Annotated in this window: 20 protein-coding genes and 1 pseudogene; 14 read left to right on the forward strand and 7 right to left on the reverse strand. The window is 71.3% G+C overall.

Annotated elements, in window-relative coordinates; translation table 11 throughout:
- Nucleotides 1–6 precede the first annotated feature (6 nt).
- On the reverse strand, nt 7–2034 hold the full coding sequence (locus OG607_RS25475; RefSeq protein WP_405727815.1) for a SpoIIE family protein phosphatase: 2028 nt from the start codon (nt 2032–2034) through the stop codon (nt 7–9).
- 103 nt (nt 2035–2137) lie between these two features.
- Between OG607_RS25475 and OG607_RS25480 the strand changes: the two are divergent.
- Together OG607_RS25480 and OG607_RS25485 are read left to right on the forward strand one after the other, a co-directional pair.
- Nucleotides 2138–2846 (forward strand): annotated as a pseudogene (locus OG607_RS25480) (RNA ligase family protein); the annotation flags it as partial.
- Between the two features lie 256 nt (nt 2847–3102).
- Nucleotides 3103–3567: a hypothetical protein gene (locus OG607_RS25485; protein WP_405727818.1), complete on the forward strand. Its 465-nt coding sequence runs from the start codon at nt 3103–3105 to the stop codon at nt 3565–3567.
- 60 nt (nt 3568–3627) lie between these two features.
- Here the strand turns inward: OG607_RS25485 and OG607_RS25490 are convergent, their stop codons facing one another.
- Nucleotides 3628–5271 carry a protease pro-enzyme activation domain-containing protein gene (locus tag OG607_RS25490; RefSeq protein ID WP_405727821.1) on the reverse strand — a complete coding sequence of 548 codons (1644 nt, stop codon included), beginning with the start codon at nt 5269–5271 and terminating at the stop codon, nt 3628–3630.
- 345 nt (nt 5272–5616) lie between these two features.
- On the opposite strand from OG607_RS25490, the gene rho reads away from it, so the two are divergent.
- The 8 genes from rho (at nt 5617) to OG607_RS25530 (ending at nt 14340) form a co-directional block, all read left to right on the forward strand.
- Complete coding sequence (gene rho / locus OG607_RS25495; protein WP_405727824.1) at nt 5617–6753, forward strand: transcription termination factor Rho; 1137 nt, start codon at nt 5617–5619, stop codon at nt 6751–6753.
- Between the two features lie 367 nt (nt 6754–7120).
- A complete protein-coding gene (locus OG607_RS25500; RefSeq protein WP_405727827.1) occupies nt 7121–8704 on the forward strand; it encodes an ATP-binding protein in 1584 nt (527 codons plus the stop codon).
- The gene (locus tag OG607_RS25505; RefSeq protein ID WP_329316583.1) at nt 8701–9108 is read left to right on the forward strand and encodes a roadblock/LC7 domain-containing protein; all 408 of its coding nucleotides are present in this window, start codon (nt 8701–8703) and stop codon (nt 9106–9108) included. Before OG607_RS25500 ends, OG607_RS25505 begins: the two co-directional genes overlap by 4 nt.
- Entirely contained in the window at nt 9105–9476 is a 372-nt protein-coding gene (locus tag OG607_RS25510) for a DUF742 domain-containing protein (RefSeq protein WP_405727830.1), read from the forward strand. Before OG607_RS25505 ends, OG607_RS25510 begins: the two co-directional genes overlap by 4 nt.
- Nucleotides 9457–10077, forward strand: coding sequence for a GTP-binding protein (locus OG607_RS25515; RefSeq protein ID WP_405727833.1), 621 nt, complete (start codon nt 9457–9459; stop codon nt 10075–10077). Before OG607_RS25510 ends, OG607_RS25515 begins: the two co-directional genes overlap by 20 nt.
- The gene (locus tag OG607_RS25520; RefSeq protein WP_405727836.1) at nt 10074–11504 is read left to right on the forward strand and encodes a cytochrome P450; all 1431 of its coding nucleotides are present in this window, start codon (nt 10074–10076) and stop codon (nt 11502–11504) included. Before OG607_RS25515 ends, OG607_RS25520 begins: the two co-directional genes overlap by 4 nt.
- Nucleotides 11505–11828: 324 nt before the next feature.
- Nucleotides 11829–12971 carry a selina-4(15),7(11)-diene synthase gene (locus tag OG607_RS25525; RefSeq protein ID WP_405727839.1) on the forward strand — a complete coding sequence of 381 codons (1143 nt, stop codon included), beginning with the start codon at nt 11829–11831 and terminating at the stop codon, nt 12969–12971.
- Nucleotides 12972–12999: 28 nt separating this feature from the next.
- The gene (locus tag OG607_RS25530) at nt 13000–14340 is read left to right on the forward strand and encodes a cytochrome P450 (RefSeq protein WP_405727842.1); all 1341 of its coding nucleotides are present in this window, start codon (nt 13000–13002) and stop codon (nt 14338–14340) included.
- 13 nt (nt 14341–14353) lie between these two features.
- On the opposite strand, the gene OG607_RS25535 is transcribed toward OG607_RS25530, so the two are convergent.
- A complete protein-coding gene (locus OG607_RS25535) occupies nt 14354–15562 on the reverse strand; it encodes a S8 family serine peptidase (protein ID WP_405727845.1) in 1209 nt (402 codons plus the stop codon).
- Nucleotides 15563–15694: 132 nt separating this feature from the next.
- On the opposite strand from OG607_RS25535, the gene OG607_RS25540 reads away from it, so the two are divergent.
- Complete coding sequence (locus tag OG607_RS25540) at nt 15695–16741, forward strand: DUF2786 domain-containing protein (RefSeq protein ID WP_405737033.1); 1047 nt, start codon at nt 15695–15697, stop codon at nt 16739–16741.
- Here the strand turns inward: OG607_RS25540 and OG607_RS25545 are convergent.
- The 3 genes from OG607_RS25545 to OG607_RS25555 all read right to left on the reverse strand — a co-directional run bounded on the left by OG607_RS25545 (nt 16738) and on the right by OG607_RS25555 (nt 21314).
- Nucleotides 16738–18273 carry a von Willebrand factor type A domain-containing protein gene (locus OG607_RS25545; RefSeq protein ID WP_405727848.1) on the reverse strand — a complete coding sequence of 512 codons (1536 nt, stop codon included), beginning with the start codon at nt 18271–18273 and terminating at the stop codon, nt 16738–16740. The genes OG607_RS25540 and OG607_RS25545 overlap by 4 nt on opposite strands.
- A 98-nt stretch (nt 18274–18371) precedes the next feature.
- Nucleotides 18372–20045, reverse strand: coding sequence for a glycosyltransferase (locus OG607_RS25550; RefSeq protein WP_405727851.1), 1674 nt, complete (start codon nt 20043–20045; stop codon nt 18372–18374).
- 81 nt (nt 20046–20126) lie between these two features.
- Complete coding sequence (locus OG607_RS25555) at nt 20127–21314, reverse strand: APC family permease (protein WP_405727854.1); 1188 nt, start codon at nt 21312–21314, stop codon at nt 20127–20129.
- A 92-nt stretch (nt 21315–21406) separates the two neighbouring features.
- Between OG607_RS25555 and OG607_RS25560 the strand changes: the two genes are divergently transcribed.
- From OG607_RS25560 to OG607_RS25570, 3 genes are read left to right on the forward strand one after another with little or no spacing between them, the layout of a single operon-like run.
- Nucleotides 21407–22327 carry an alpha/beta fold hydrolase gene (locus tag OG607_RS25560; RefSeq protein ID WP_405727857.1) on the forward strand — a complete coding sequence of 307 codons (921 nt, stop codon included), beginning with the start codon at nt 21407–21409 and terminating at the stop codon, nt 22325–22327.
- Complete coding sequence (locus tag OG607_RS25565; RefSeq protein ID WP_405727860.1) at nt 22324–22494, forward strand: hypothetical protein; 171 nt, start codon at nt 22324–22326, stop codon at nt 22492–22494. Before OG607_RS25560 ends, OG607_RS25565 begins: the two co-directional genes overlap by 4 nt.
- Nucleotides 22491–23036: a metal-dependent hydrolase gene (locus OG607_RS25570; protein ID WP_405737035.1), complete on the forward strand. Its 546-nt coding sequence runs from the start codon at nt 22491–22493 to the stop codon at nt 23034–23036. The genes OG607_RS25565 and OG607_RS25570 overlap by 4 nt, the downstream gene beginning before the upstream one ends.
- On the opposite strand, the gene OG607_RS25575 is transcribed toward OG607_RS25570, so the two are convergent.
- The gene (locus OG607_RS25575) at nt 23033–23416 is read right to left on the reverse strand and encodes a VOC family protein (RefSeq protein WP_405727863.1); all 384 of its coding nucleotides are present in this window, start codon (nt 23414–23416) and stop codon (nt 23033–23035) included. The genes OG607_RS25570 and OG607_RS25575 overlap by 4 nt on opposite strands.
- Between the last annotated feature and the right edge of the window lie 8 nt (nt 23417–23424).

Genomic DNA, 23424 nt, shown 5'->3' on the forward strand with positions numbered 1-23424 from the left:
CCATCGTCAGCCGACCGGCAGGGGTTGCTCGGCCCAGATGGTCTTTCCGGTGAGGGTCTGGCGGGTGCCCCAGCCCTGGGTGAGCTGGGCGACCATGTGCAGCCCGCGGCCGCCCTCGTCGTAGGTGCGGGCGCGGCGCAGATGGGGGGCGGTGCTGCTGGCGTCGGAGACCTCGCAGATCAGCGTGCGGTCGCGGATCAGCCGCAGCCCGATGGGGACGCCCCCGTACCGGATGGCGTTGGTGACCAGCTCGCTCACCACCAGCTCGGTGATGTACGAGGACTCCTGCAGCCCCCAGACGGCGAGCTGGCGGGAGGCCTGGGCGCGGGCGTCGGCGACGATCGCGGGGTTGGCGGGCAGGGCCCAGGTGGCGACCTGGTCGGTGTGCAGGACGCGGGTACGGGCGAGGAGCAGGGCGACGTCGTCGGAGGGGCTGTCGGGGAGCAGCGCCTTCAGCAGGGCGTCGCAGGTGATCTCCAGCGTGGGGCTGCGGGTGGCCATCGCCTGGCACAGCTGGTCCAGGCCGGCGCCGATGTCGCGCTCGCGGCTCTCGATCAGGCCGTCGGTGTAGAAGGCCAGCAGGCTGCCCTCGGGCAGCTCCAGCTCCGTCGCCTCGAACGGCAGCCCGCCCACGCCCAGCGGGGGCCCGGGGGACAGCCGGACCACGCTGACCGTGCCGTCGGGGAGCAGTACGACCGGTGGGGGATGGCCGGCGCTGGCGATGGTGCAGGTGCGGGAGACCGGGTCGTAGACGGCGTACAGGCAGGTGGCGCCGCGGTCACCGGTCAGGTCCGACTCGTCCGAGTTGAGGTGGGTGACCAGGTCGTCCAGATGGGTGAGCAGCTCGTCCGGCGGCAGGTCCACGTCGGCCAGGGTGCGCACCGCCGTGCGCAGGCGGCCCATGGTGGCGGAGGCATGGATGCCGTGGCCCACGACATCGCCGACCACCAGGGCCACCCGGGTACCGGACAGCGGGATCACGTCGAACCAGTCGCCCCCCACCCCGGCCTGCGTGCCGGCCGGCAGATAGCGGAACGCGACCTCGACCGCGGCCTGCCCGGGGAACCCCCGCGGCAGGAGGCTGCGCTGCAGTGCCAGCGCCGTGTTGTGCTCGCGGGTGTAGCGGCGCGCGTTGTCGATGCAGACGGCCGCCCGCCCGGCCAGCTCCTCGGCGAGCACCAGGTCGTCCTGCTCGAAGTGCGCCGACGGGGTCTTGCGGACGAAGACGGCCACCCCGAGCGTGATCCCCCGGGCCCGCAGCGGGACGGACATGCTGGAGTGGAAGCCGTGGGTCCGGACGGTGGCGTTCCGGCTCGCGTGGCTCGCGAGCCATCTGACGATGTCGGGATCCTCCAGGCTGCTGAGCAGCGGCCGGCCGGTGGCCAGGGCGCGGGCCGGCGCGGAGTATCCCGGGTAGGTGTCCACCTCCCCCAGGCCGATGACGGCCTCGGGGGCGCCCTCGGTCCCCGACTCGTGCGCGACCCGGCGCAGCACCACCTCCGCGTCGACCGGCCCGGCGACCGGCTCCTCGCCCTGCAGCACCGAGTCCAGCAGGTCCACGCTCACAAAGTCCGCCAGCAGCGGCACCGCCAGCTGCGCGAGCTCCCGCGCCGTGCGCACCACGTCCAGCGTGGTCCCGATCCGCGTGCCCGCCTCGTTCAGCAGCGCCAGCCGCTGCCGGGCCGACTCCTGCCCCCTGCCGCCGTCCCCCTGCCCGGCCGACACCACCCACGCCTGGGCCCGGCCGTCACCCCCCAGCGACGGATACGCGCTCAGCCCCAGCTCCACGCGCCGGCCGTCCCGGTGCCGCAGCGCCGCCGGGCCGCTCCACTCCCGCGAGAACTCAGGCCCGGGTGAGAACTCCGGCCCGGCCACGGATGCGCCGTCAGCCAGCAGCCCGGCCGCGGCACGCCCCACGACCTCTGCCGCGCCATAGCCCAGCAGCCGCCTGGCTCCCTCGCTCCAGCCGGTCACGATCCCCTGGAGGCTGACGGTGGCCGTGGCGGCGTGGGAAACGGCCTGTCCGTTCTCCATACCCCCCAGGGTGCCCGCCGCGCCAGAATCGGACAAATCGACGCAAGGGGGGCTGTGGGGTCCTGGCCTTGCAGGCCACTTATTCGATGGCCCCGCTCTCCACATGCGCGTGCACTATCCCCGTACGCCGCATCTGCCATGGTCCCCGGGGGCCGCGCCGGACGATGTGCGCGCCGGTGACCTCGCGGGGCTGCGGGGCCGCGAGGTGGTGGTCACCGAGAAGCTGGACGGGGAGAACACCACCCTGTACGCCGACGGGCTGCACGCCCGGTCGCTGGATTCGGCGCACCACCCTTCGCGAGCCTGGGTCAAGGGCCTGCAGGGGCGGATCGGGCCGGCGATCCCGCAGGGCTGGCGGGTCTGCGGGGAGAACCTCTGCGCGCGGCACTCGATCGGGTACCAGGAGCTGGAGAGCTGGTTCTACGGTTTCTCGGTCTGGGACGGCGAGCGCTGCCTGGAGTGGGACCGTACGGTGCGGTTTCTGCGGCGGCTGGGGGTCCCGGTGCCCCGGGTGCTGTGGCGGGGCGTCTTCGACGAGCGGGCGCTACGGGCCCTGCGGCCGGACACCACGCGGCAGGAGGGTTACGTGGTGCGGACCGCCGAGGCGTTCGGGCGGGAGGAGTTCGGCCTGCGGGTGGCCAAGTGGGTGCGCGGGGGACACGTACAGACCAATACGCACTGGATGCATGCCGCCGTCGTGGAGAACGGACTGGGCCCGGCCGCCGCGCTGTGGGCGGTACGTTCCGAGGCGGCCGCGATCGCGCTGAGCGCGGTCACCGACGCCGACGCCGTACGAGCCGCCGTCGGCGGCCACCATGCCGCCTTCGCCCGGCTCGCCCGGCAGGTGAAGGCCTGGGCGAAGCACGCGGCCTCGACTCGGCCCCCTTCGGCGGACTGCCGGGCTTGGCCTGGTCCGTACTGGCCGCGCGCACGACCCGCGAGGCCCCGCAGCTGCCCTCGGACGACCTCCTCCGGCACTTCTTCGCCACCTGGGCGGCCTGGGACTGGCGGGAGCCGATCGGCCTCGCGCCCGCCCTCACGCCACCGCAGCCGACGGCGGTCGCGGTCATGACCCCGAGCCACCCGGTGCGCTCGTGCACCGCACAGGTCGGCCCCGGCTACCGCGACCTGCTGGTCCAGGAGCTCTACCGTGCCTGGGAAACCCTGGAGACGGCCACGGAATCCGCCTGGCCCGGGCTGCTCGCCCCGCCGCCCCTGCACCGCCGCCACGCCGCCTGGCTGGTCCTGACCGTACGCCCGCCCCGCGCCGAGGAGTTCGAGGAAACCCTGGGCCGCGCCCGGGGCCGCGTACGGGCACTGCTCACCGCCCTGGAAGACGCCGGGGTGGCGGACGCCCACGCCTGGCCGCGCACCTTCGAGACCGGCCCGGCGTCGGCGCGGTACGCGATCGGCCTCGGCCAAAACCCGCCGGACCCGGCCGGGTTGGCGGGGATCGCCGACAGGTGGGCCGCGCACCTGCCGGGGGTCGCTGTCGCGGTAGTCGAAGGCGGCGCCGTACCGAGCCTGAACTGACAGAGGGGGACCGGGCAGTTGCCCGGTCCCCCTCCCTGCTTATGCCCTGCCGGACAGGCCCTAGCCCAGCTCGGCCGCGATGAACTTCGCGCCGTTGTACGAGCCCCAGCCGGTGACCTTGTCGTAGCCGGTGCCGGCGCTGAAGGCGCCGTTGCTGCCGCTGGTCACGTCATGGAAGGCGGTGCTGTAGCTGGAGGAGGAGGCCAGGTCGTAGATGGTGGAGTTGGCGTAGCCGAAGGGGACGGACACCTCGCTGTTGTACACGGCGGTGAAGGCCGCCCAGTTCGGGGCCGCGCCGCTGGTGCCGCCGATGACGCCCCAGGAGCCGCCGCTGTACACCGCCCAGCCGCTGGCCGGGTCGGCGTCGGCCGCCACGTCCGGCACGGTGCGCTTGGAGCCGGTGTTGACGGAGGACTGGAAGCTCGGTTTGGCGAAGAGGGTGGAGACACCGCCGCCGCTGCCGGTCCAGCCGGTCTCCTTGGTGTACGTACCGGTGGAGGTGATGGTCAGCTTCGTGCCGCCGGTGCCGGTGACGTACGGGTCGGAGGCGGGGAAGTCCACCGAGGTGCCGCCGTCGCCGGCGTCGTCGGAGCCGTCGTCGCCGGAGGCGGCGTAGACGGACTGGCCCTGGGCGGCGGCCTCCTTGAAGTCGGTGTTGAGGGCGGTGCGGTTCGAGGAGGTCTCACCGGCCTCGTTGATGCCCCAGCTGATGGAGATGACCGGCACGTTGTCGCTGACCATCTTCGCGTACAGGGCCGTCTCGCCCGCGTCGCTGTTCGGGGCCTCGTAGACCTTGATGGCCGCGCCGGGCGCGAGGGCCTGGACGACCTCGATGTCCAGGTCGACCTCGTCCTGGCCCGACTTGTCGGTGGTGCCGCCCGCGGCCTTGACGACCGTCGGGGTGGACGGGCTCAGCGAGAACTGGCTGTCGTAGGCGTTGATGTCCGACTGGCTGAAGGCGGAGAACTCCACCAGGCCGACGGTCGAGCCCGTGCCGTCGTAGCCGGCGCTGATGGTGGAGGTCAGGTTGTAGGCCTTGCGGGCCTTCACCGGCGTGAGGCCGGAGACCGCCTTGCTGGTGGCCTTCGGCCGGACCGTGTTCCTGTGGTACTTCGCATAGTCGTTGAGGCCCGCGACGTCGGCTATCTGCGCGGCTATGTCGCGCGGCAGGGTCGGGGCCGCGGTGTTGGCGAAGTACGTGTGCTTGCTCCCCTTCTCGCGGAAGTTCGCGAGGTGGGTGCCGAACGCCTTCTCGACTTTCGCCGCGCTGCCGCTCACCCCGACGGAGAGGTGGTTGGCGGAGACCGCGCCGACCGTCAGACCCTGCGACTTCAGGTACTTCGTGGTCTTGGCCACGGTCGCCGCCGTCGCCCCGTAGCGGGCCGCGAACTGGCTGACCGTCAGGTAGTGCTTGTACTCCTTGGCCTTCGGGTCCGCCACCTTCGTCAGGAAGCTGTTGAGGCCCGCCTGGTCGCGCGGCGTGAAGCTGACGGTCGCGCTGACGTTCTTGCCTGCCGCCACCTTGCCCGTCTCGGCAGAGTGCACAACCGCCGGCACCACATCGCTGGCCAGAGCGACCCGCGCGCTCACCGGGGCGGCGAACGCGGCGCTGAAGCCGTAGGCGATACCCACGGCGGGCACCGTCATGGCGACCAGTACGGCCACGGTCTTCTTACGGGACTTGCGATGCTTGTGCGACGTCACGGCGACCTCATGTCATGGGCGTGGGGGTACGCGAGGCGCCGCTCCGGCGCCTGAGATGCCGCCAAACATAGGGAAGCCGGGCACTCCTCCGTAAGCGGGGAAACCCTTGCTGGAGCTGTTAATTCCGCTTACCGGGATCCCCCCACCCCGCACCCCTCGGTCGCTCCGCCCGAGGGGTGCCGGGCCGGGGACCCTACGTGGTCGGGGTGGTGTGTTACCCTGCAACCAGCACTCGTGTACGCCTAATTCTGTGGCGCCGGTGCTCGTTCATCTCTCTCCCTCGCATCGCCTGACGATTCGGCGGTCGCGTTTCTTTCCTCGCGTGTTCGCGAAAGGACCCTCTGTATGCCCAGCACCACCACCCAAATTATCGAACAAACATCCGGTGTCCTTGACATCGTGAACGGCGCCCATGGATTCCTGCGCGCCTCCGAATTCCTGCCGTCCCCGCACGACGTGGCCGTTCCGGCGGCCCGGATCCGCCAGTACGGCCTGCGCAAGGGCGACTTCGTCCAGGGCTCGCCCGGCCTCGCCGACATCGAGCGGGTCAACGGCCGCCCGGCCGACCCCGTGGCGCTGCGCGCGCGGCCGCAGTTCGCCCATCTGACGCCGCTGCACCCGAGGGAGCGGCTGCGCCTGGAGACGACGCCAACGGGGCTGGCCACGCGGCTGGTCGACCTGGTCGCGCCCGTCGGCAAGGGGCAGCGGGGCCTGATCGTGGCGCCGCCGAAGACCGGCAAGACGGTGATCCTGCAGAAGCTGGCGGACGCCATCGCCGACAACCACCCGGAGTGCCACCTGATGGTGGTCCTGCTGGACGAACGGCCCGAAGAGGTCACCGACATGCGCCGGTCCGTACGCGGGGAGGTGCTCGCGTCGACCTTCGACCGGCCGGCCGCGCAGCACATCGCCCTCGCGGAGCTCGCGATCGAGCGGGCGAAGCGGCTGGTCGAGCTGGGCGAGGATGTCGTCGTCCTCCTGGACTCCATCACGCGGCTCTGCCGGGCGTACAACAACAACGCCGGGGCGAAGGGCGGTTCGAAGAGCAGCGGCCGCACGCTGAGCGGCGGCGTGGACGCCGCGGCGCTGCTGGGGCCGAAGAAGCTGTTCGGCACGGCCCGGCTGGCCGAGGAGGGCGGTTCGCTCACCATCCTGGCGACGGCACTCGTGGACACCGGCTCGCGCGCGGACGACTACTTCTTCGAGGAGCTGAAGAGCACCGGCAACATGGAACTGCGCCTGGACCGCACCCTCGCCGACCAGCGGATCTTCCCGGCCGTCGATGTGACGCCCTCCGGCACCCGGCGCGAGGAGCTTCTGCTGCCGCCCTCCGAGCTGGCGGCGGTGCGCGGACTGCGCCGCGCCCTGCAGGAGCGGGACACCCGCGCGACGCTGGAGGTGCTGCTCGACCGGATGAAGCAGACGCCGAGCAATGCCGCCTTCCTGCGGCAGTTGCGCGAGACGCTGCCCCGGAGCGCGTAACCCGAACGGCTGAATCCGAAGCGGGCGGGACGCGCCCGCGCCCGGTGCGATCCGGGGCCAATGAAGAGGCGTATGCCGCCACTTGGCATCTTTTGGCGCCTTAAGAGAGTATTAAACGGTCACTTTCGGGATCGGCCTTACCCTCGGTAGGGGTGAAGCCGGGGGTTGTCCGAACTGTCGTTCTTAGAAAGCATTTTGGGGACAGCGGCATATGCTCGGGTGCGGCTTCCCTGGTCTGCGGAACCGGCTATGCTACTTGCGGCTCAGCGTGTTGTCGCAATTACGCCAGGTCAGGCCTGCCTGCTCAGGCTCCGCTGATGCCCTCCCGTTCTTCGTTCCCGTAGTCTCGCGATCGTTGAGGATGCTGATGGTTCGTGCAGGTTCGTCTCCCGGAGACCGGCGATCCGCCCCTGCCCTCGTGGGATTACTGCCCGCCGGGGTGACAGCCGCAGTAGCGGCGATCGCCGTGGCGGTCGCACCTGGTGGCGCACGGACATCCGTCGCCTGGACCGGAGTTGTGGCAGTGGTGGCGGTGGCCGTGGTCGCCACGGAGGCGGTCCGGCGCGGGCGTGCCCTCGAATCGCTGCGTGAAACCGCGCTCCGTCAGGTGGCGGAACTGCGCCACAATCTGGCCCGCCAGGAAGAGGAGACCATACGGCTCGCGCGGCAGCAGTTGCCGCACGCGGTCGACCGGCTCCAGCGGGGCGAGTTCGTCGAGGACGTACTCAAGGACGTCGAGTACTTCGACGAGGGGCTCACGCCCGAGTTCGCGGCTGCCCGCGCGGCGATGCTGCGCTCGGCGCTGGAAGCGGTCTCGGCGGAGGAGGACGTCCGCGAGTCCTCCCAGCGCGCGTTCGTCAACATCGCCCGCCGTGTCCAGGCGATCACCAACCAGCAGTCCAGCGACCTGCGGCAGATGGAGGACCGGCACGGCGGCTCGCCCGCCGTCTTCGGCGACCTGCTGAAGCTCGACCACGGCACCGCGCTGGTCGGCCGCCTCGCCGACAGCATCTCGGTGCTGGGCGGCGCCCGGCCGGGCCGTCAGTGGACCAAGGTCGTCGCGCTGTTCAGCGTGATGCGCGGCGCCATGTCGCGGATCACCGACTACCAGCGGATCGATCTGCACAAGATCGCGCAGGTCGGCATCGTCGGCCCCGGTGTGGAGCCGCTGATCCACGCGCTGTCCGAGATCCTGGACAACGCGACCCGCTACTCGCCGCCGCAGACCCGGGTGCACGTGTCCGCGGTCGAGGTGCAGACCGGCATCGCCATCGAGATCGAGGACGGCGGCGTCGGCCTGAGCGAGGAGGCCATGGCGCGGGCCGAGCAGGCCATCGCCGAGGCGCAGGCCGGTATCGACCTGAAGGACCTGGGCGAGACGCCCCGGCTCGGCTTCGCGGTGGTCGGGCGTCTCTGCCGCGACTACGGCTTCCAGATCTCGCTCCGCTCCTCCGCGTACGGCGGTGTGCGAGCCGTTCTGATCGTGCCGTCGGAGCTGATCACCACCGCTCCCGCGACCGGTATCGCGCACGGCATCGGCGCGGCGTCCAACTCCCAGTCGAACGTGAAGGCCGACCCCAGCCGCATGCCGGTGGACATCAGGCCCGTGGGGCCGCTCGTTCCCAGCTCGGGCCCGAAGGCCTCACTGCCCGCTGCATCCACGACGGATGACGACGAAGTCACCGTGGTGACCGAACGGACCCCGAGCGGGCTGCCCCAGCGCCGCCGCCGGGCCGCTTACGCGGACTCCGCTCCCGCGGCACAGGCACGGTCGCAGCAGCCGCCCGCCACCGTCACTGCTTCCTCCGACCAGGCGAAGACCGAGGATCCGGTGCAGCCCGGTCTGTGGCTGGCCGCTTTCACGAGCGGAGTCAACGGCGAGACGCCGCCGGTCACCCCTGCGAGCAAGAACAGTGACGAGACGTCGTTAGATGAGAGTGAGAAGCCGTGATTCAGCAGCGGGCCAATATGGACTGGATGCTCAAGGATCTCGCAGAGGGCGTTCCGGGGACGCTGCATGTGATCGTGCTGTCCTCCGACGGCCTGCGGATGGCCCAGCACGGCGGCGACCCGGACGCCGCCGACCGCCTGGCGGCAGCCTGCGCCGGTCTGCAGAGCCTCGCGGCCGCCGTGGGCACCGAGTTCCCGCGCGGTGACGGGCGGATGCGGTTGGTCGTCATCGAGATGTCGGGTGGCTTCTTCTACATGATGGCGGCCGGCCCCGGGGCGTACCTCGCCGTCCTCGCGGACGAGGAGGTGGATGCCGGCCTGATGGGGCAGCAGATGCGTGATCTTGTCGCGCGCATCGGTGCGCATTTGACCAGCCCGCCCCGCAACGACGGCCGGACCGCATGAGCGAAGCCGACCAGGATCCCGAGTCAGAGGACAACGAGCACGATCCGGGGCGCATGTACGTGGTCACCGGCGGCCGCACCGGCACCGGTGCGAGGGCGGCTCTCGACCTGGTCACGCTGATCGTGACCAAGTCGGAGCCGCAGCCGACGACTCAGCCGGAGGCGGCGGGGATTCTGCGGATGTGCGAGTCCCCGCTCTCCGTTGCGGAGATCTCCGCGTACACGAGCCTGCCGATCAGCCTGGTCACGGTCATCCTTGCGGACCTCCTTGAGGAGAAGCACGTCGAGGCACGTGCGCCGGTCCCCAAGGCTCATCTTCCCGAACGCGCACTAATTGAGGCGGTGATGCATGGACTTCAACAGCTCTGACGCGGTCGCGGGGCCACGGAGCGAGGACATACTGCCGTCATCGGTCTCAACCGCCGTCAAGGTCGTGATCGTCGGCGGCTTCGGGGTCGGCAAGACGACCCTGGTCGGATCCGTGAGCGAGATCCGTCCGCTGACCACGGAAGAGACAATGACCCAGGCCGGGGTCGGCGTCGACGACCCCACCGGGGTCCCGCGCAAGTCCGAGACCACGGTCGCCATGGACTTCGGCCGGATCAGCATCAACAGCGAGCTGGTGCTGTACCTGTTCGGCACACCGGGCCAGCAGCGCTTCTGGTTCCTGTGGAACGGCCTGTTCGAGGGCGCGCTGGGCGCGGTGGTCCTGGTCGACACCCGCCGCCTCGAGGTCAGCTTCGATGTGATCGGACGACTGGAGGAGCGCGGGGTCCCCTTCGTCGTCGCGATAAACACCTTCCCGGAGGCTCCCGGCTATCCCCTCGAGGAACTCCGGGCCGCTCTGGACCTGCCGGACGATGTCCCGATCGTCGGCTGTGACGCCCGCAAGCGCGACTCCAGCCGGGACGTCCTCATGGCCCTGATGCGCTACCTGTACTCCCTCGCCGTGAAAACGGAGGCATCATGACCACCCCACCCCCCGAGTGCCCTGCCCATGCCCATGCGGGCGGTGACGCGGCGGCCGGCACCACGCTGACCCGGATGTTCGGGCCCGAGGTCGACGCCGACCCGCACGCCCTGTACGACAAGCTGCGCGCCGAGTACGGACCGGTTGCCCCGGTCCTGCTGCCCGGCGATGTGCCCGCGTGGCTGGTTCTGGGCCACAACGAGAACATTGAGGGGCTCCGCAATTCCTCCCGGTTCTCCCAGGACTCGCGGCTCTGGAACCTGGCCAAGGAAGAGAAGGTCCCGGCGGACTGGCCGCTGATGCCGGTGGTCGCCTGGCAGCCGGTGTGCGCCTTCACCGACGGGGCCGAGTTCGACCGGCTGCGCGGTGCGGTCACCAACAGCCTCGGCCGCCTCAACCGCCGTGGCATCCGCCAGTTCATCACCCGCTTCTCCAACCGGCTGGTCGACGAGTTCTGCCAGTCCGGGAAGGCCGAGCTGGTGACCCAGTTCGCCGAGCAGCTGCCGATGCTCGTCATGACCCAGTTGCTGGGCATGCCGGAGGAGGAAGGGCCCAAGCTGGTCAAGGCCCTCCGGGACATGCTGATGGGCACCGAGACGGCCCTGGAGAGCAACGAGTACGTCACGGAGCTGTGCAACCAGCTCGTGGCGCGCAAGCGCGCCGACCCGGGTGCGAACATCGCCTCCTGGCTGGGCCGCGACGAGGCCCACCTGTCCGACGAGGAGATCGCGCAGCACCTGCGGCTCATCCTGGCCGCCGCCAACGAGACCACGGTCAACCTGATCGCCAGCGGTCTGAAGATGGTGCTTACCGACCCGCGCTTCCGCGCGCACCTCAACGGCGGCCAGATGACCCTCCCGGACGCGCTGGAGCAGGTGCTCTGGGACGAGCCGCCGCTGGCGGCCATCCTGGCGCGGTATGCCACCGCCGACACCGAGCTGGGCGGCCAGTACATCCGGACCGGCGACATGGTCATGTTCGGTGTGGCGGCCGGCAACCTCGACCCCAAGATCCGCCCCGACCCGAACGCCTCCCTCTACGGCAACCGCTCGCACCTGGCCTTCGGCAGCGGCCCGCACGAGTGCCCCGGCCAGGACATCGGGCGTGCCATCGCCGACACCGGCATCGACACCCTGATGGCGCGACTGCCCGACCTCCAACTGGCGGTGGACGAGCACTCGCTGAGCTTCCGGTCGGCGTTCCTCGCCCGTCACCTGGTCGAGCTTCCGGTGAAGTTCACCCCGGCCAGGCCGCTGGGCGAGCAGGTGCAGACCCCGAGTACCTCGCAGCCGGCACCGGCGGCCGAGATGCCGCCCGTCGCCCAGCCCCAGCCGGAGCCGGTCGTCGCCGCACCGGCCGCAACTCCCGTACCCGCGCCCAGGCGTTCGTGGTGGGACTCGCTGGTCGGGTGGCTGCGCGGCAAGTAGCGTAATCTTCGTCTCATTCTTTGACCGGCGCAGGTTGGGCGCACGGGCCAGTGCGCCTGTGCGCCCAACCTGCGCCGGTGGCTGTTCGGTAGCTGTTGACGCCCTGGTCAGTGCCGGGTCATGCGCTGGGCGCACGAAGGGCGCACGCTCGGCGCAAGCGGACGGCGCGCCAACTGGCGTTCGCATGGCGAGATTCGGTCCCTTGACGCCGGAGCCATATGCCGGAGTAATTGTCGCTGTAAATGATCGCTCACGTTCGCTTCCGGGCATGGCTCGATCGGCGAGCGCGCATCAGCATGCGTACAACTTGAAAGGCGGCCGCCCATGGAGCCCGATCTGGCAGTCCCGCCTATCTACTCCCCACTCCGGTCAGCCATCCACCCCCGGCACGTGGCCATCGACGCCCACACCGCCACCTGGGCCGAGACCTTCAGCATCGGATCCCCGGAACTGCGCAGCCAACTGGTCAGGTCGGACATCGGCACGTTCGCCGCACGGATCTTCCCGGAGGGCCGCGAGGAAGTTATTACCATCGCGGGCGACTTCATGCTCTGGATCTTCGGCGTCGACGACGGCTACTGCGAGGAAGGGGAACTCGGCACCCGGCCGGGCGAACTCCAAAGTGCGCTCCAGCGGTTGATACGCGTCGCCCAGAACCCCGAGGCCCCCATGCTCGTCGACGATCCGCTGGCCCTGGGCCTGCGCGATCTGCGGCACCGGATGGATCGCCACGGCACCCCGGTCCAGGTGACCCGCTGGGTGGAAGCCCTCAGCGCCTACTTCCAGGCCGTGGTCTGGGAGTCCTTCCACCGTGTCCAGGGCACGGTCCCGAGCCTCAACGACTACACCATGATGCGCATGAACGACGGTGCCACCCCGATCATCCTCCCGATGTTGGAGATGGGGTACGGATACGAACTGCAGCCCAACGAGCGGGACCACACCTCCGTACGCGCCATCGCCGAGATGGCGCACTTCATCATCGGCTGGGACAACGACATCCTGTCCCATCACAAGGAGCACCGAACCGGCGGCTACTACCTCAACGCGGTACGAGTCCTCGCCGAGGAGTACAGGATCGGCCATGGCCAGGCGCTGATCACCGCCATCGCCTACCGCGACCGCGTCATGAGCCTGTTCCTGCGCATGGCCGAGTGGCTGAAGACCGGCTGCAGCCCGCAGCTGCGTCAGTACATAGAAAGCCTCGGGGACTTCATACGTGGTGCCCAGGAATGGGAGATCACGTCCGTCCGCTACACAACCCCCGCCGATCCGGCTGACCTCCCTTCGACCTTCCGCGACACTCCGACCGACGACAACCCGGCGCCCCTGGACATCCCGGCGATCTCCTGGTGGTGGGATCTGCTCCCCGACCTCCAGGACGCCAACGCGTCCCACGGGGCCGCCTACGGACCATCCGTTCCAGCCCCCTCCTTCCTACACCCGATCGCACAGCGCACGGCATGAGTTCCACGAAAGAAAAGGGGTTTTCGGGATGAAGGCAGTGTCGCGATCGGTGCCACGTGCCCCCGGCGCACTTCCGCTCCTCGGCCACTTGTGGCCTCTCTGGCGTGACACGCTCGGCTTCGTCGCGGGCCTGCGGGCCACCGGCGAACTCGTACGCGTCGACGTCGGTCCCATGCCGGTGTACTTCGTCACCAGCGCCGCGCTCGCCAACGACATCATGGTCCGCAGGGCCCGCAGCTTCGAGAAGGGCCGGCTCTACGACCGGATGCGCCCCGCACTGGGCACCGGTCTGGCCACCGCCCCCACCGAGCTGCACCGCAAGCACCGCAGGCTGATGCAGCCGATGTTCCACACCGCCAAGGTCGCCCAGTACGCCGACGCCATCACCGAACAGGCGCGGCTGCTCGGCGAGTCGCTGGAGCCCGGGCGTACGGTCCCGGTGCTCGAGGTGACGACGGAGTTCGCCATCAGCACGCTCATGGCGACCATGTTCTCCGTCTCCACCGAGACCGGCAGGCACGCGGCCTCGGTCGTCCAGCGATGCATGCCGGTGATGTTCAAGTACATGCTGATGCGGCCGCTCATGCCCAAGGCGCTGGACCGGCTGCCGATCCCCGCCAACCGGGCCTTCGACTCGGCGACCGCCGAGATGAGCGAGGTCATCTACCGGGTGATCGCCAACGCCCGAGCCCAGAACGCGATCGACGAGCCCAACCTGCTGTCCATGCTGCTCGCCGTCCGGGACGCCGACACCGGTGAGGCCTTCACGGACGAGGAGATCCACAACGAGCTGCTCACCCTCTTCGTCGCGGGCGTGGAGACCGTCGCCTCCACCCTGGCCTGGGCGTTCCACGAGCTCGCCGGGAATCCGGAGGCGGAGGAACGACTGCTCGCCGAGATCGACACGGTGGTCGGCGACCGGCCGGTCGGCTTCGAGGACATCCCCAAGCTGGAGCAGACCCGCAGGGTCGTGGACGAGACGATGCGGCTGCACGCGGTGACGATGCTCATGCGCCGGACCGTCGAGCCCGTCGAGATCGGCGGTGCCATGATCCCGGCCGGCGCCGAGTTCGGCATCAGCCTCTACGGCATTCACCGCGACCCCGGCGTCTTCGACCACCCCACCCGCTTCGACCCCGACCGCTGGCTGCCCGAGCGCCGCGCCGAGCTGCCCCGGGAGGCGTATCTGCTCTTCGGGACCGGGGCCCGCAAGTGCATCGGCGACACGGTCGCGCTGACCGAGCTGGTCATCACCCTCGCCACGGTTCTGCGCACCCGGCGGCTGCGCCCGGTGGGCAAGGCCCCGGCGGAGGCGGTCTCGGCGATGCCGCAGCCGGTCGGCCTGACGATGCGGGTCGAGGCACGGTAGCGCTCCGAGAACTTCAGAGCCCGCCCGTGTAGGCCAGTAGCCTCGGCGTCCCCCAGGGGGCGCCGATCGGCACGTTCGGGGTGGCGTTGTCCGTGAGCCACTTGGAGAGCGTGGCGAAGTCCGTGTCGCCGTAGGTGTCCTTGTAGAGGACGGCGATGCCGGTGACGTGCGGGGTGGCCATCGAGGTGCCGCTCATATCGGCGTAGGTGCCGTTGAGGGAGGTCGAGGTGATGTTGGTGCCGGGGGCGTTCATGTTGACGCAGGAGCCGTAGTTGCTGAAGGTCGCCTTGCGGTCGTACTCGTCGATGGCGGCGACGGTGAAGGCTTTGGCCGCGCTCGCCGGGGAGATCACGCAGGCGTTGGTGTCGCCGTTCCCGGCGGCCACCACCGTGAAGACGCCGGAATTCGCGAGGCCGTTGAGGCTGGCGTTCATGGTGGCGGAGTAGTTGCCGCCGAGGGAGAGGTTGGCGACGGCGGGCTTCTTCGCGTTCGCCGCCACCCAGTTGATGCCCGCGATGATCCCGGAGTTCGGGCCGCGCGCCTCGCAGTTGAGCACCCGTACGGCCACCAGCTTCACCTGCTTCGCGACGCCCGTGTGCTCACCGCCCACGGTGCCGGCGACATGCGTGCCGTGCCCCGCGCAGTCCACGCCGTTGCGCCCGTCTGCGATCTGGTCGATGCCGAGGGTCGCCCGGCCGCCGAACTCCGGGTGCGTGAAGTCGATCCCGCTGTCGATGACGTACGCCGTCACCTTGGCGCCGGTCGCCTTCACGCTGAAGCCCTTGCCGCCCGGTGTCCGCTGGTTGATCCGCTCCAGCCCCCACGGGATCCCGGTGCCCGCCCGCTGCCCCGGCACCGGTTTCGGCGCCGGGATCGCCCGCTGTTCGACAGGCGACACCGTCACCGTCGAGTCCTGCTCGACGGCTGTCACCGCCGGCAGTCCCCGCACCTGGGTCAGCTGGGCCTCGGTGAGCGGGGCCGCGAAGCCGGTCAGAGCGGCTCGGTAGACATGCCTGGGTCTGACCCCGATCCGGTCCGTGACGGCGGCCGGGTCCGTGCCCGGGGTCAGGCTCACGATGTAGTCCCCCGGGATGGCGTTGCGGACCATACGCAGCGGTGCCGGGCTCGACGCGTGCGAGGCCGGTGAGGCGGCCGCGGCAGTGAGCACGGGTACGGCTGCCAGCAGGGCGGCGGCAATCGTCCGACGCAGGGACAGGCGCATACGGTGAGCTCCTCGGCTTCGGTCTCCCGGTCTCCGGGCGTTCGCTGCCTCCTGCCTATCAGCGGTGATCGGCGGCGGGCGCGCGGTGATCCGCCGGATGGGTGACATGTGACCATTGCTGCCGTGGGAGATCTGAGAGCGGCGGTCGAGGCCGCCTGCGCGAACGCGGACGTGGACGCCGGGGCGTCCGCGCTCGCCGCGGCACCGTGGCCCGAGGTCAGCCGGGAGGTGGTCGCGCTGGCGGGGCGGGTGGCGCAGGCCTGCCGAAGGCGCGGCTGGGAGGACCCGGACCTGGTGCGGATGGCGCGCCGGGAGCTGGGCGCCGAGCACGTACGGCTCGCGGAGGCGCTGGCCGAGGTGTCGGCCGAGGTGGCGGAGCCGGACCGCTTCCTGGAGGCCTACGGGCGGCGCGAGCGGCTCGACCGCTTCGGCACGGCAACCGTCGTCCTGGAGCTGCTGGGCCTGTACGGGCGGCTGCCCGCGATCACGCCCCTGGCCGCCCCCACCCCCGACCGTCCCAGGCCTGCCACCGGCGGTCACCGCATGCTGGGCCGGATCCGGGCCCTGCTCGCCAAGGCCGAGTCGACCGAGTTCCCCGAGGAGGCCGAGGCCCTCAGCGCCAAGGCCCAGCACCTCATGGCCCGGCACAGCATCGACGAGGCCCTGCTGCCCGCCGCCGCGGCCGACGGCCCCACCGCCCGCCGCATCGGCGTCGACCGCCCGTACGAGGGCGCCAAGGCGCTGCTGCTGGACGCCGTCGCCGAAGCCAACCGCTGCCAGGCCGTCTGGTCCTCCGCCTTCGGCTTCTCCACGGTCGTCGGCTACGAGGCGGACCTCGAAGCCGTGGAGCTGCTCTACACCTCGCTCCTCGTCCAGGCCGACGCCGCGATGCAGCGGGGCGGCTCGAAGTCCAAGAACTTCCGCCAGTCCTTCCTCATCGCCTACGCCGGCCGCATCCGGACCCGCCTCGCCGCCGCCACCGACGAGGAGGCCGCCGCGACCCCCGAGGTCCTCCCCGTACTCGCCACCCGCGAGGTCGCCGTCGCCTCCGCCGCCGAGCGGATGTTCCCGTCCACCACCACCCACCGCCTCAAGGGCCGCGACGCCGAGGGCTGGGAGCGCGGCACGGCCGCCGCCGACCGGGCGGCGCTCGCGCCCAAGCCCAAGCTCAGGCCCTAGGAGCGCAGTTCGCGGGCCTGATCGATCGCGGTGGCCAGGTCCCTGACCGCCGAGTCCTCGGTCAGCTTCGCCAGTTCGTGCGCGTGCCGCGACAGCTGGGCCAGGCTCAGCGGATCCGGCAGCTGCTCCTCCCCCGTGTCGTACGTACGCAGGATGTCCGCGAAGTACGCCGCCACCGCGTCCACCCGCAGCCGGGGCGAGGCCTTGCCTGTCCACAGCTCCCCGCTCAGCGCCGCCGCGTCCACCTGCCCGGACGCCTCCCGCGGCGCCCGGGTCGACGGGTCCAGCCACCGCACGGTCGCCGTCGCGACATGGCCGTCGGCGCCCTCCTTGAGCCGTACGGCATACAGCGCGGTGACCGTGTGCCCCGGGCCGATCTCGCCGCCGTCGACCCGGTCGTCGCGGAAGTCGCCGTCGTCCACGGCCCGGTCCTCGTACCCGATCAGGCGGTACTCGGCCACCGTCGCCGGGTCGAAGGCCACCTGCGCCTTGGCGTCGCGCGCCCGCAGGCCGACATTGACCGGCAGCTGCTCCACGAAGACCTTCCGGGCCTGGGCGGTGGTGGACACGTACGACGTGTGCCCGTCGCCCTTGTCCGCCAGCTGCTCCATCAGCTCGTCCCCGTAGCTGCTGCCGACGCCCACCCCGAACAGCGTGATCCCGTACTCGCTGCGGGCATCGCCGATCTGCCGCAGGATCCCGTCCGCCGAGGTGTCCCCGGTGTTCGCCAGCGCGTCCGAGAGCAGCACGACGCGGTTCGTCGCCCCCTGCCGGGCCGCCCGCTCGGCCTGCGCGTATCCGGTCTTCACCCCGGCGGCGAGGTTGGTGGAGGCGTCGGGGCGCAGTCCGTCGATGACCTCGTGGATCCGGTCCCGTACGGAGCCGGAGTCCGAGCCGGAGCCGCCGCTCAGCCTGGTCACCGGCAGCACGACCTTCGCCTTCCCGCTGAAGGTGACGATCCCCATCGCGTCGTCCGCCCGCAGCGCGTCCACGGTCATGCCCAGTGCCTTGCGCACCAGGTCCAGCCGCCCCGGTTCCCCCATCGACCCCGACACGTCCACCACGAACGTCAGCACCGCGGGCGGCCGTTGACCGTCCTCCGCCTCCCGGGTGGCCAGCCCGACCCGCATCAGCGACCACCCGTCGCCGTCCACGCCGCTGATGCGGGCCCCGTCCGCCGTCACCGAGAAGCCGTTGCCCTTCGGCTGCGGATAGTCCTGCCGGAAGCTGTTCACGAACTCCTCCGCCCGGACTGTCTTCGGATCGGGCAACGCCCCGCCCGCCAGCGTCCGCTGCGCGAACCCGTACGACGCCGTGTCCACATCCAGCGCGAACGTCGACAGCTGGTCCGACGCCCCGGTCGCCTCATCCGCCGGCACCCCCGACACCGGCGCGGGCGCCGGCGCCGTGTACCCGCCGTTGCTGTTCCTCCCGTGGTCCGGCACCGACGTCGTCCCGCACCCGGCCACCAGCACCACCGCGCCCACGGCCAGCGCCGCCGCGCAACTCCCGTACCGCCCCCGCATCACCATGCATCCGAATGTGCGCCCGGAGGCACCGGTTCCGGAGTTCGGGGCTGTTGCGGATGAATCTCAATGGGGCAACGGGCCGTCGTTCTCCCGGCTCCGGATCACCGCAGCATCCAGCGGTCGGCCCGGCGCGCGGCGGCGCGGATGCTGTGGCGTACGCCGCGCGGGAGGCGCCGCAGCACCTCGCGGACGCCATGGCGGAGGCGGTGGTCGGCGGCGGTTCGCAGGAGGAGGCGGCGGGTGGTGCCGATCCGGCCGGGGCCGCTGACGGCGAGCCGGAGCTGGCCGCCGGGGCCGGCCCAGGTGGGGGAGACGAGGCGCGGGGGTGCGCCGACGGCGACGGCGCCGAGGGAGATGCGCGTGCCGCCCCGGGCGGGGGCCAGCCGGGGGCGGCGGCCGACGCCCAGCAGCTGGGCGCCGGCCCAGACCTGGTAGGCGCCCGGGGTCATGGGCCCGTCGCCGGTGAGGGTCAGCGGGTCGATGACCGTCTCACCTGCGACCACGACCCGGTGGCGATCTGCGCCGAGCGGTACCAGGGCCGGTGCCAACTCCCCGTCGGGGTACCACCAGTGGTTGCCGGCGGTGTCGTGGACGATGAGTTCCCCGTACGCGTACGAGAAGGGGTCGGGCACCTCCCAGCCCTCCGCTCCCTCGATGCCGTCGAGGAGCTCGGGGTCGAGCAGCATCCGCCCGCCACGGTCCACGACGGTCAGCGGCTCGCCGTCGGCCCGGACCATGCCGATCCGGGTCCGGATCACCAGCTTGTCGTTCCGCCAGCGCATGTCCTCCACCTCGACGTGCGGCTTGATCCGCTCGGTGCGGCGGGCGAGTTCGACCAGGGAGTCCAGTCGGCCCTGCACGAGCAGTTCCGCCCGCAGCCGGCTGATCGCCGGGAGCCCTTCGCGTACCCCCGGCGGATAGCTCGTCATCGCCATCCGACGGACGGTGGTGAAGTACTCCTCCAGATCCTTCCCGGTGCGCCGGAGCACCCGGGGCTCGCTCACCGGCCGCAGCAGCTCCACACGGTACGAGCGGCGCAGCAGCCGGTCCTGGAGGTCGCCCGGCTGCGTGCCCTCCTTGATCGCCTCCACGACATTGCCCAGGTGGCCGTAGTAGTCGTCGGCGGTGATCCGGCGGCTGCTGTTGTTGCCGCCGTCCTCACGCCGGTTCCACCGGTAGCACGGGTAATTGCCCAGTATCGACACCGTCTTCGCCCGCACATAGGTGCGGGCCATGAACAGCTGGTCCTCCAGCCTGACCCGCCCCTCCGGGAAGCGGATCCCGTGCTCCCGCAGGAAGTCCCGGCGGAACATCTTGTGCGGCGTCAGGCTCTCGAACAGCGGTGCGTCGGCGGCGGTGCACCGCTCGACCGTCCGCTTGAACACATTGCTGGGCCCCTGCATCGTCCCGTGGACCTTGCCCAGCACGATGTCCGACCCGTTGCGCGCCGCCAGGGCGTACAGCCGTTCCAGCGCCTCGTACGACAACTCGTCGTCCTGGTCCACGAACTGGACGTACTCCCCCCTGGCCCGGTCGACCCCCACATTCCGCGGCTTGCCCGGCCAGCCGGAATTCTCCTGCCGGTAGACCCGGACATGCGCATGCTCCTCGGCCAGCCGTCCGAGGCGTTCGGCGGAGTCGTCCGTCGACCCGTCATCGACATACACGACCTCGTACGCGTCCGCCCCGAGGCTCTGGTTGACGAGTGATGGCGCACAACGGTCGATGTAGGAACCGGCGTTGTAAATGGGTACGACGACGCTTACCTTGATCAAAACATCCCCCCGGGGAAACGTGCTGTTGCTGAAACAGACACCTGTTGTTGGGGAGAAGTTGTACGGCGCTTGGTGTGCGCCTTAAGAAGCGCGTCGTGCGCCGTAGACCCCCGCACCCACTGCCAGCACCGCCGCGCCGGCCACGACCGACCCCGGCGGCAGGGCGAAGGCCAGCACGGCGCAGCCCGCGAACCCGAGCGCCGGCACGACGCGGTTGCCGCGGAGCGTCCAGGCGGAGGCGTTGGCGATGGCGTAGTAGGCGAGAACGCCGAAGGAGGAGAAGCCGATGGCGCCGCGCAGGTCGGCCGTGGCGGCCAGGAGCACCACGACCGCGCCGACGGCGAGTTCGGCGTGGCGGAGGTCGGCCAGAGCGCCGGGGAGGTGGCGGTCGCGGGCCATGGCGAGGGTGGTGCGGGAGACGCCGAGGGTGAGGGAGAGCAGGGAGCCCAGGGCGGCGACGGCGGCGGCGGGGCGGACCAGAGGGGCCAGGGATGGGACGGCGTCGGCGAGCGGGGCGGTGGCTTGGGCGAGGCGGTCGGGGCCCAGGACAGCGAGGAGGGCGGTGGCCACGGCGGCGTAGACGACGAGGGTGATGCCGAGCGCCATCGGGATCGCGCGGGGGATCGTACGGGCCGGGTCGCGGACCTCCTCGCCCAGGGTGGCGATCCGGGCGTAGCCGGCGAAGGCGAAGAAGAGCAGGCCGGCGGCCTGGAGGACGCCGCCGGGGCCGGCGTCCGCGCCGAGGTCCAGGCGGGCGGCGGAGGCGTGGCCGCCGGTGAACGCGGCGACGCAGAAGACCGCCAGCACGGCCAGGACCACCGCGACGATGATCCGGGTCAGCCAGGCCGCCTTCTGGACGCCCAGGTAGTTGACGGTGGTGAGGGCGAGGACCGCCGCGACGGCGATCGCCCGCTCCTGCCCCGGCCAGACGTACGAGCCCACGGTCAGCGCCATGGCCGCGCAGGACGCCGTCTTGCCGACGACGAAGCTCCACCCGGCGAGGTAGCCCCAGAAGGGCCCGAGCCGCTCGCGGCCGTAGACATACGTGCCGCCGGAGGCGGGGTAAAGGGCGGCCAGGCGGGCCGAGGAGGAGGCGTTGCAGTACGCCACGAGCGCGGCGGCCGCGAGGCCGAGGAGCAGACCGGAACCGGCGGCCCGCGCGGCGGGGCCGAAGGCGGCGAAGACGCCGGCGCCGATCATCGAACCGAGGCCGATCACGGTGGCGTCGAAGACGCCGAGGCGCCGGACGAGGGTCGTCATGCGGCACATGATGGCACTGCCGCACTGCTAGACAACGCGTCAACAAGGTGGTGCCATAGGGACCGTCCGCGACCGCCCGCGACATCACGAGGTGAGTCTCAGTGGAACCTCCGCAGCACCGGGTCACCGCCACCGTCACCGCGTCCGACGGCGTGCGGCTCGCGGTCCACGAACACCCCGGCCCCGCCGGCGCCCCCGTCATCCTCTGCGTGCACGGCTTCCCCGACGACCACCGGGTCTGGGACCGGGCCGCCGCCCGCCTCGCCGCGCAGGGCCGCTTCCGGGTCGTGACGTACGACGTACGCGGCTCGGGCGGCTCCGACGCGCCCCGCCGCACCCGTGCGTACCGCCTGGAGCAGCTCGCCGCCGACACCACCGCCGTGGCGGACGCGGTCAGCCCGGACGCGCCCGTCCACCTCCTGACCCACGACTGGGGCTCGGTCCAGAGCTGGCACACGGTGACCACCCCGCACCTCGCCCACCGCTACGCCTCGATCACCTCGATCTCCGGCCCCGACCTGGACCACACCGGCCGCTGGTTCCGCACGGCCCGCCCGGGCAGTCTGGGCAAGCGAGCGCTGCAGTCGCTGGCCTGGCAGTACATCGGCTTCTTCCACCTCCCCGGCATCGCCGAACTCGCCTGCCGCACCGGCTTCGTCGACTGGTCGGCCGGAATGCTCAGAAGGCGCCTGGAGACCGGCGAGGGCCCGGCGGACTACGGTCCCGGGCTCGCCGCCCGCAACCGGGCCGGGCTGAAGCTCTACCGGGCGAACGTGCTGCCGCGCATGCTCCGGCCCCGCCTGCGGGCGGCCGCGCTGCCCGCGCAGGTGCTGGCGCCGAGCAGGGACGTGTTCGTACTCACCCCCTGGCAGACGGAGATCGCGGGCTGGGCGCCGGGCGCGGAGATCCACCGGCCGGAGGGCGGCCACTGGCTGCCGAGCCACCGGCCGGAGCTGGTGGCGGAGCTGGTGGCGCGGCTGGTGGACCGTACGGAGAAGGAAAAGGAGAAGGAGGCGGCATGAGCGACCGCGACCCCGACCGCGACCCCGAGCGCATCGTCCTCAAGCCCCGGGACGTGCACTGGGACTGGACCGGCCTGCCCATGCACCACCTGGACGGCGACCCCTTCCTCACCCACTCGCGAACGTCCTCAACATCCTGCTTCCCGAGGGCGAGGAATGGTTCCTGACGGTCTTCCAGCAAGCCGTCCCGCTGATCAGGGACGACCTGCTGCGCGAGGACGTCATCGGGTTCATCGGCCAGGAGGCCACCCACGCCGCCGCCCACCAGAGCCTGCTCGCCCACCTCGCAGCCGAGGGGCTGGACACCGGCCCCTTCATCGCCCAACTGCGCTGGTTCTTCCAGGACGTGCTCGGCGACCACGGCCTCACCGGGAAGGCCGCGCACGGCTGGCTGGTCGAAAGGGTCGCGATCATCGCCGCCATCGAGCACGTCACCCCCTTCCTCGGCGACTGGATCCTCAACGCCCACGCCCTGGACCCGGTCAGCCACGCCCCCGCCGACCGCTCGGCCCTCTCCGTCATCGCCGCGGCCCGCCCCGGCACGGCGTACTCCTGCCGCCAGGGCTTCTGCGGCACGTGCCGCGTACGGGTCCTGGCCGGCGAGGTCGCCCACCACAGCAGCGGCACGGCCCGCCGCACGGACGACGCGATGCTGATCTGCGTATCCCGCGCGGCGGAACCGGGAGGCCGCCTGACGCTCGACCTCTAGTGCGGTGACCGCGAACGCTCCGCCGCGCTGCGCTCCACACAGAACTCGTTGCCCTCGATGTCCGCCAGTGTCGCCCAGCCCGTCCCGTCCGGGCGCCGGTGGTCGCCGACGAGGGTCGCGCCGAGGGCCAGCAGCCGCTCGACCTCCTCGTCCCGGGTGCGGTCCTGCGGCTGGATGTCCAGGTGCACGCGGTTCTTGACGGACTTGGGCTCCGGCACGGTGACGAACAGCAGCGAGCCGGCGGGGGTCTCGACCAGCGCCTCCTCGTCGCCCGGCTTGTCGTCCTCGTGCAGCGACGCGTCCAGCACGGCGGCCCAGAAGCCGCCGAGCCGGTACGCGTCGGAACAGTCGATGGTGATGTGCCTGATCAAGGAAGTCATGGCGGCAA

This window comes from Streptomyces sp. NBC_01537 (assembly GCF_045040445.1).
GTDB lineage: Bacteria > Actinomycetota > Actinomycetes > Streptomycetales > Streptomycetaceae > Actinacidiphila.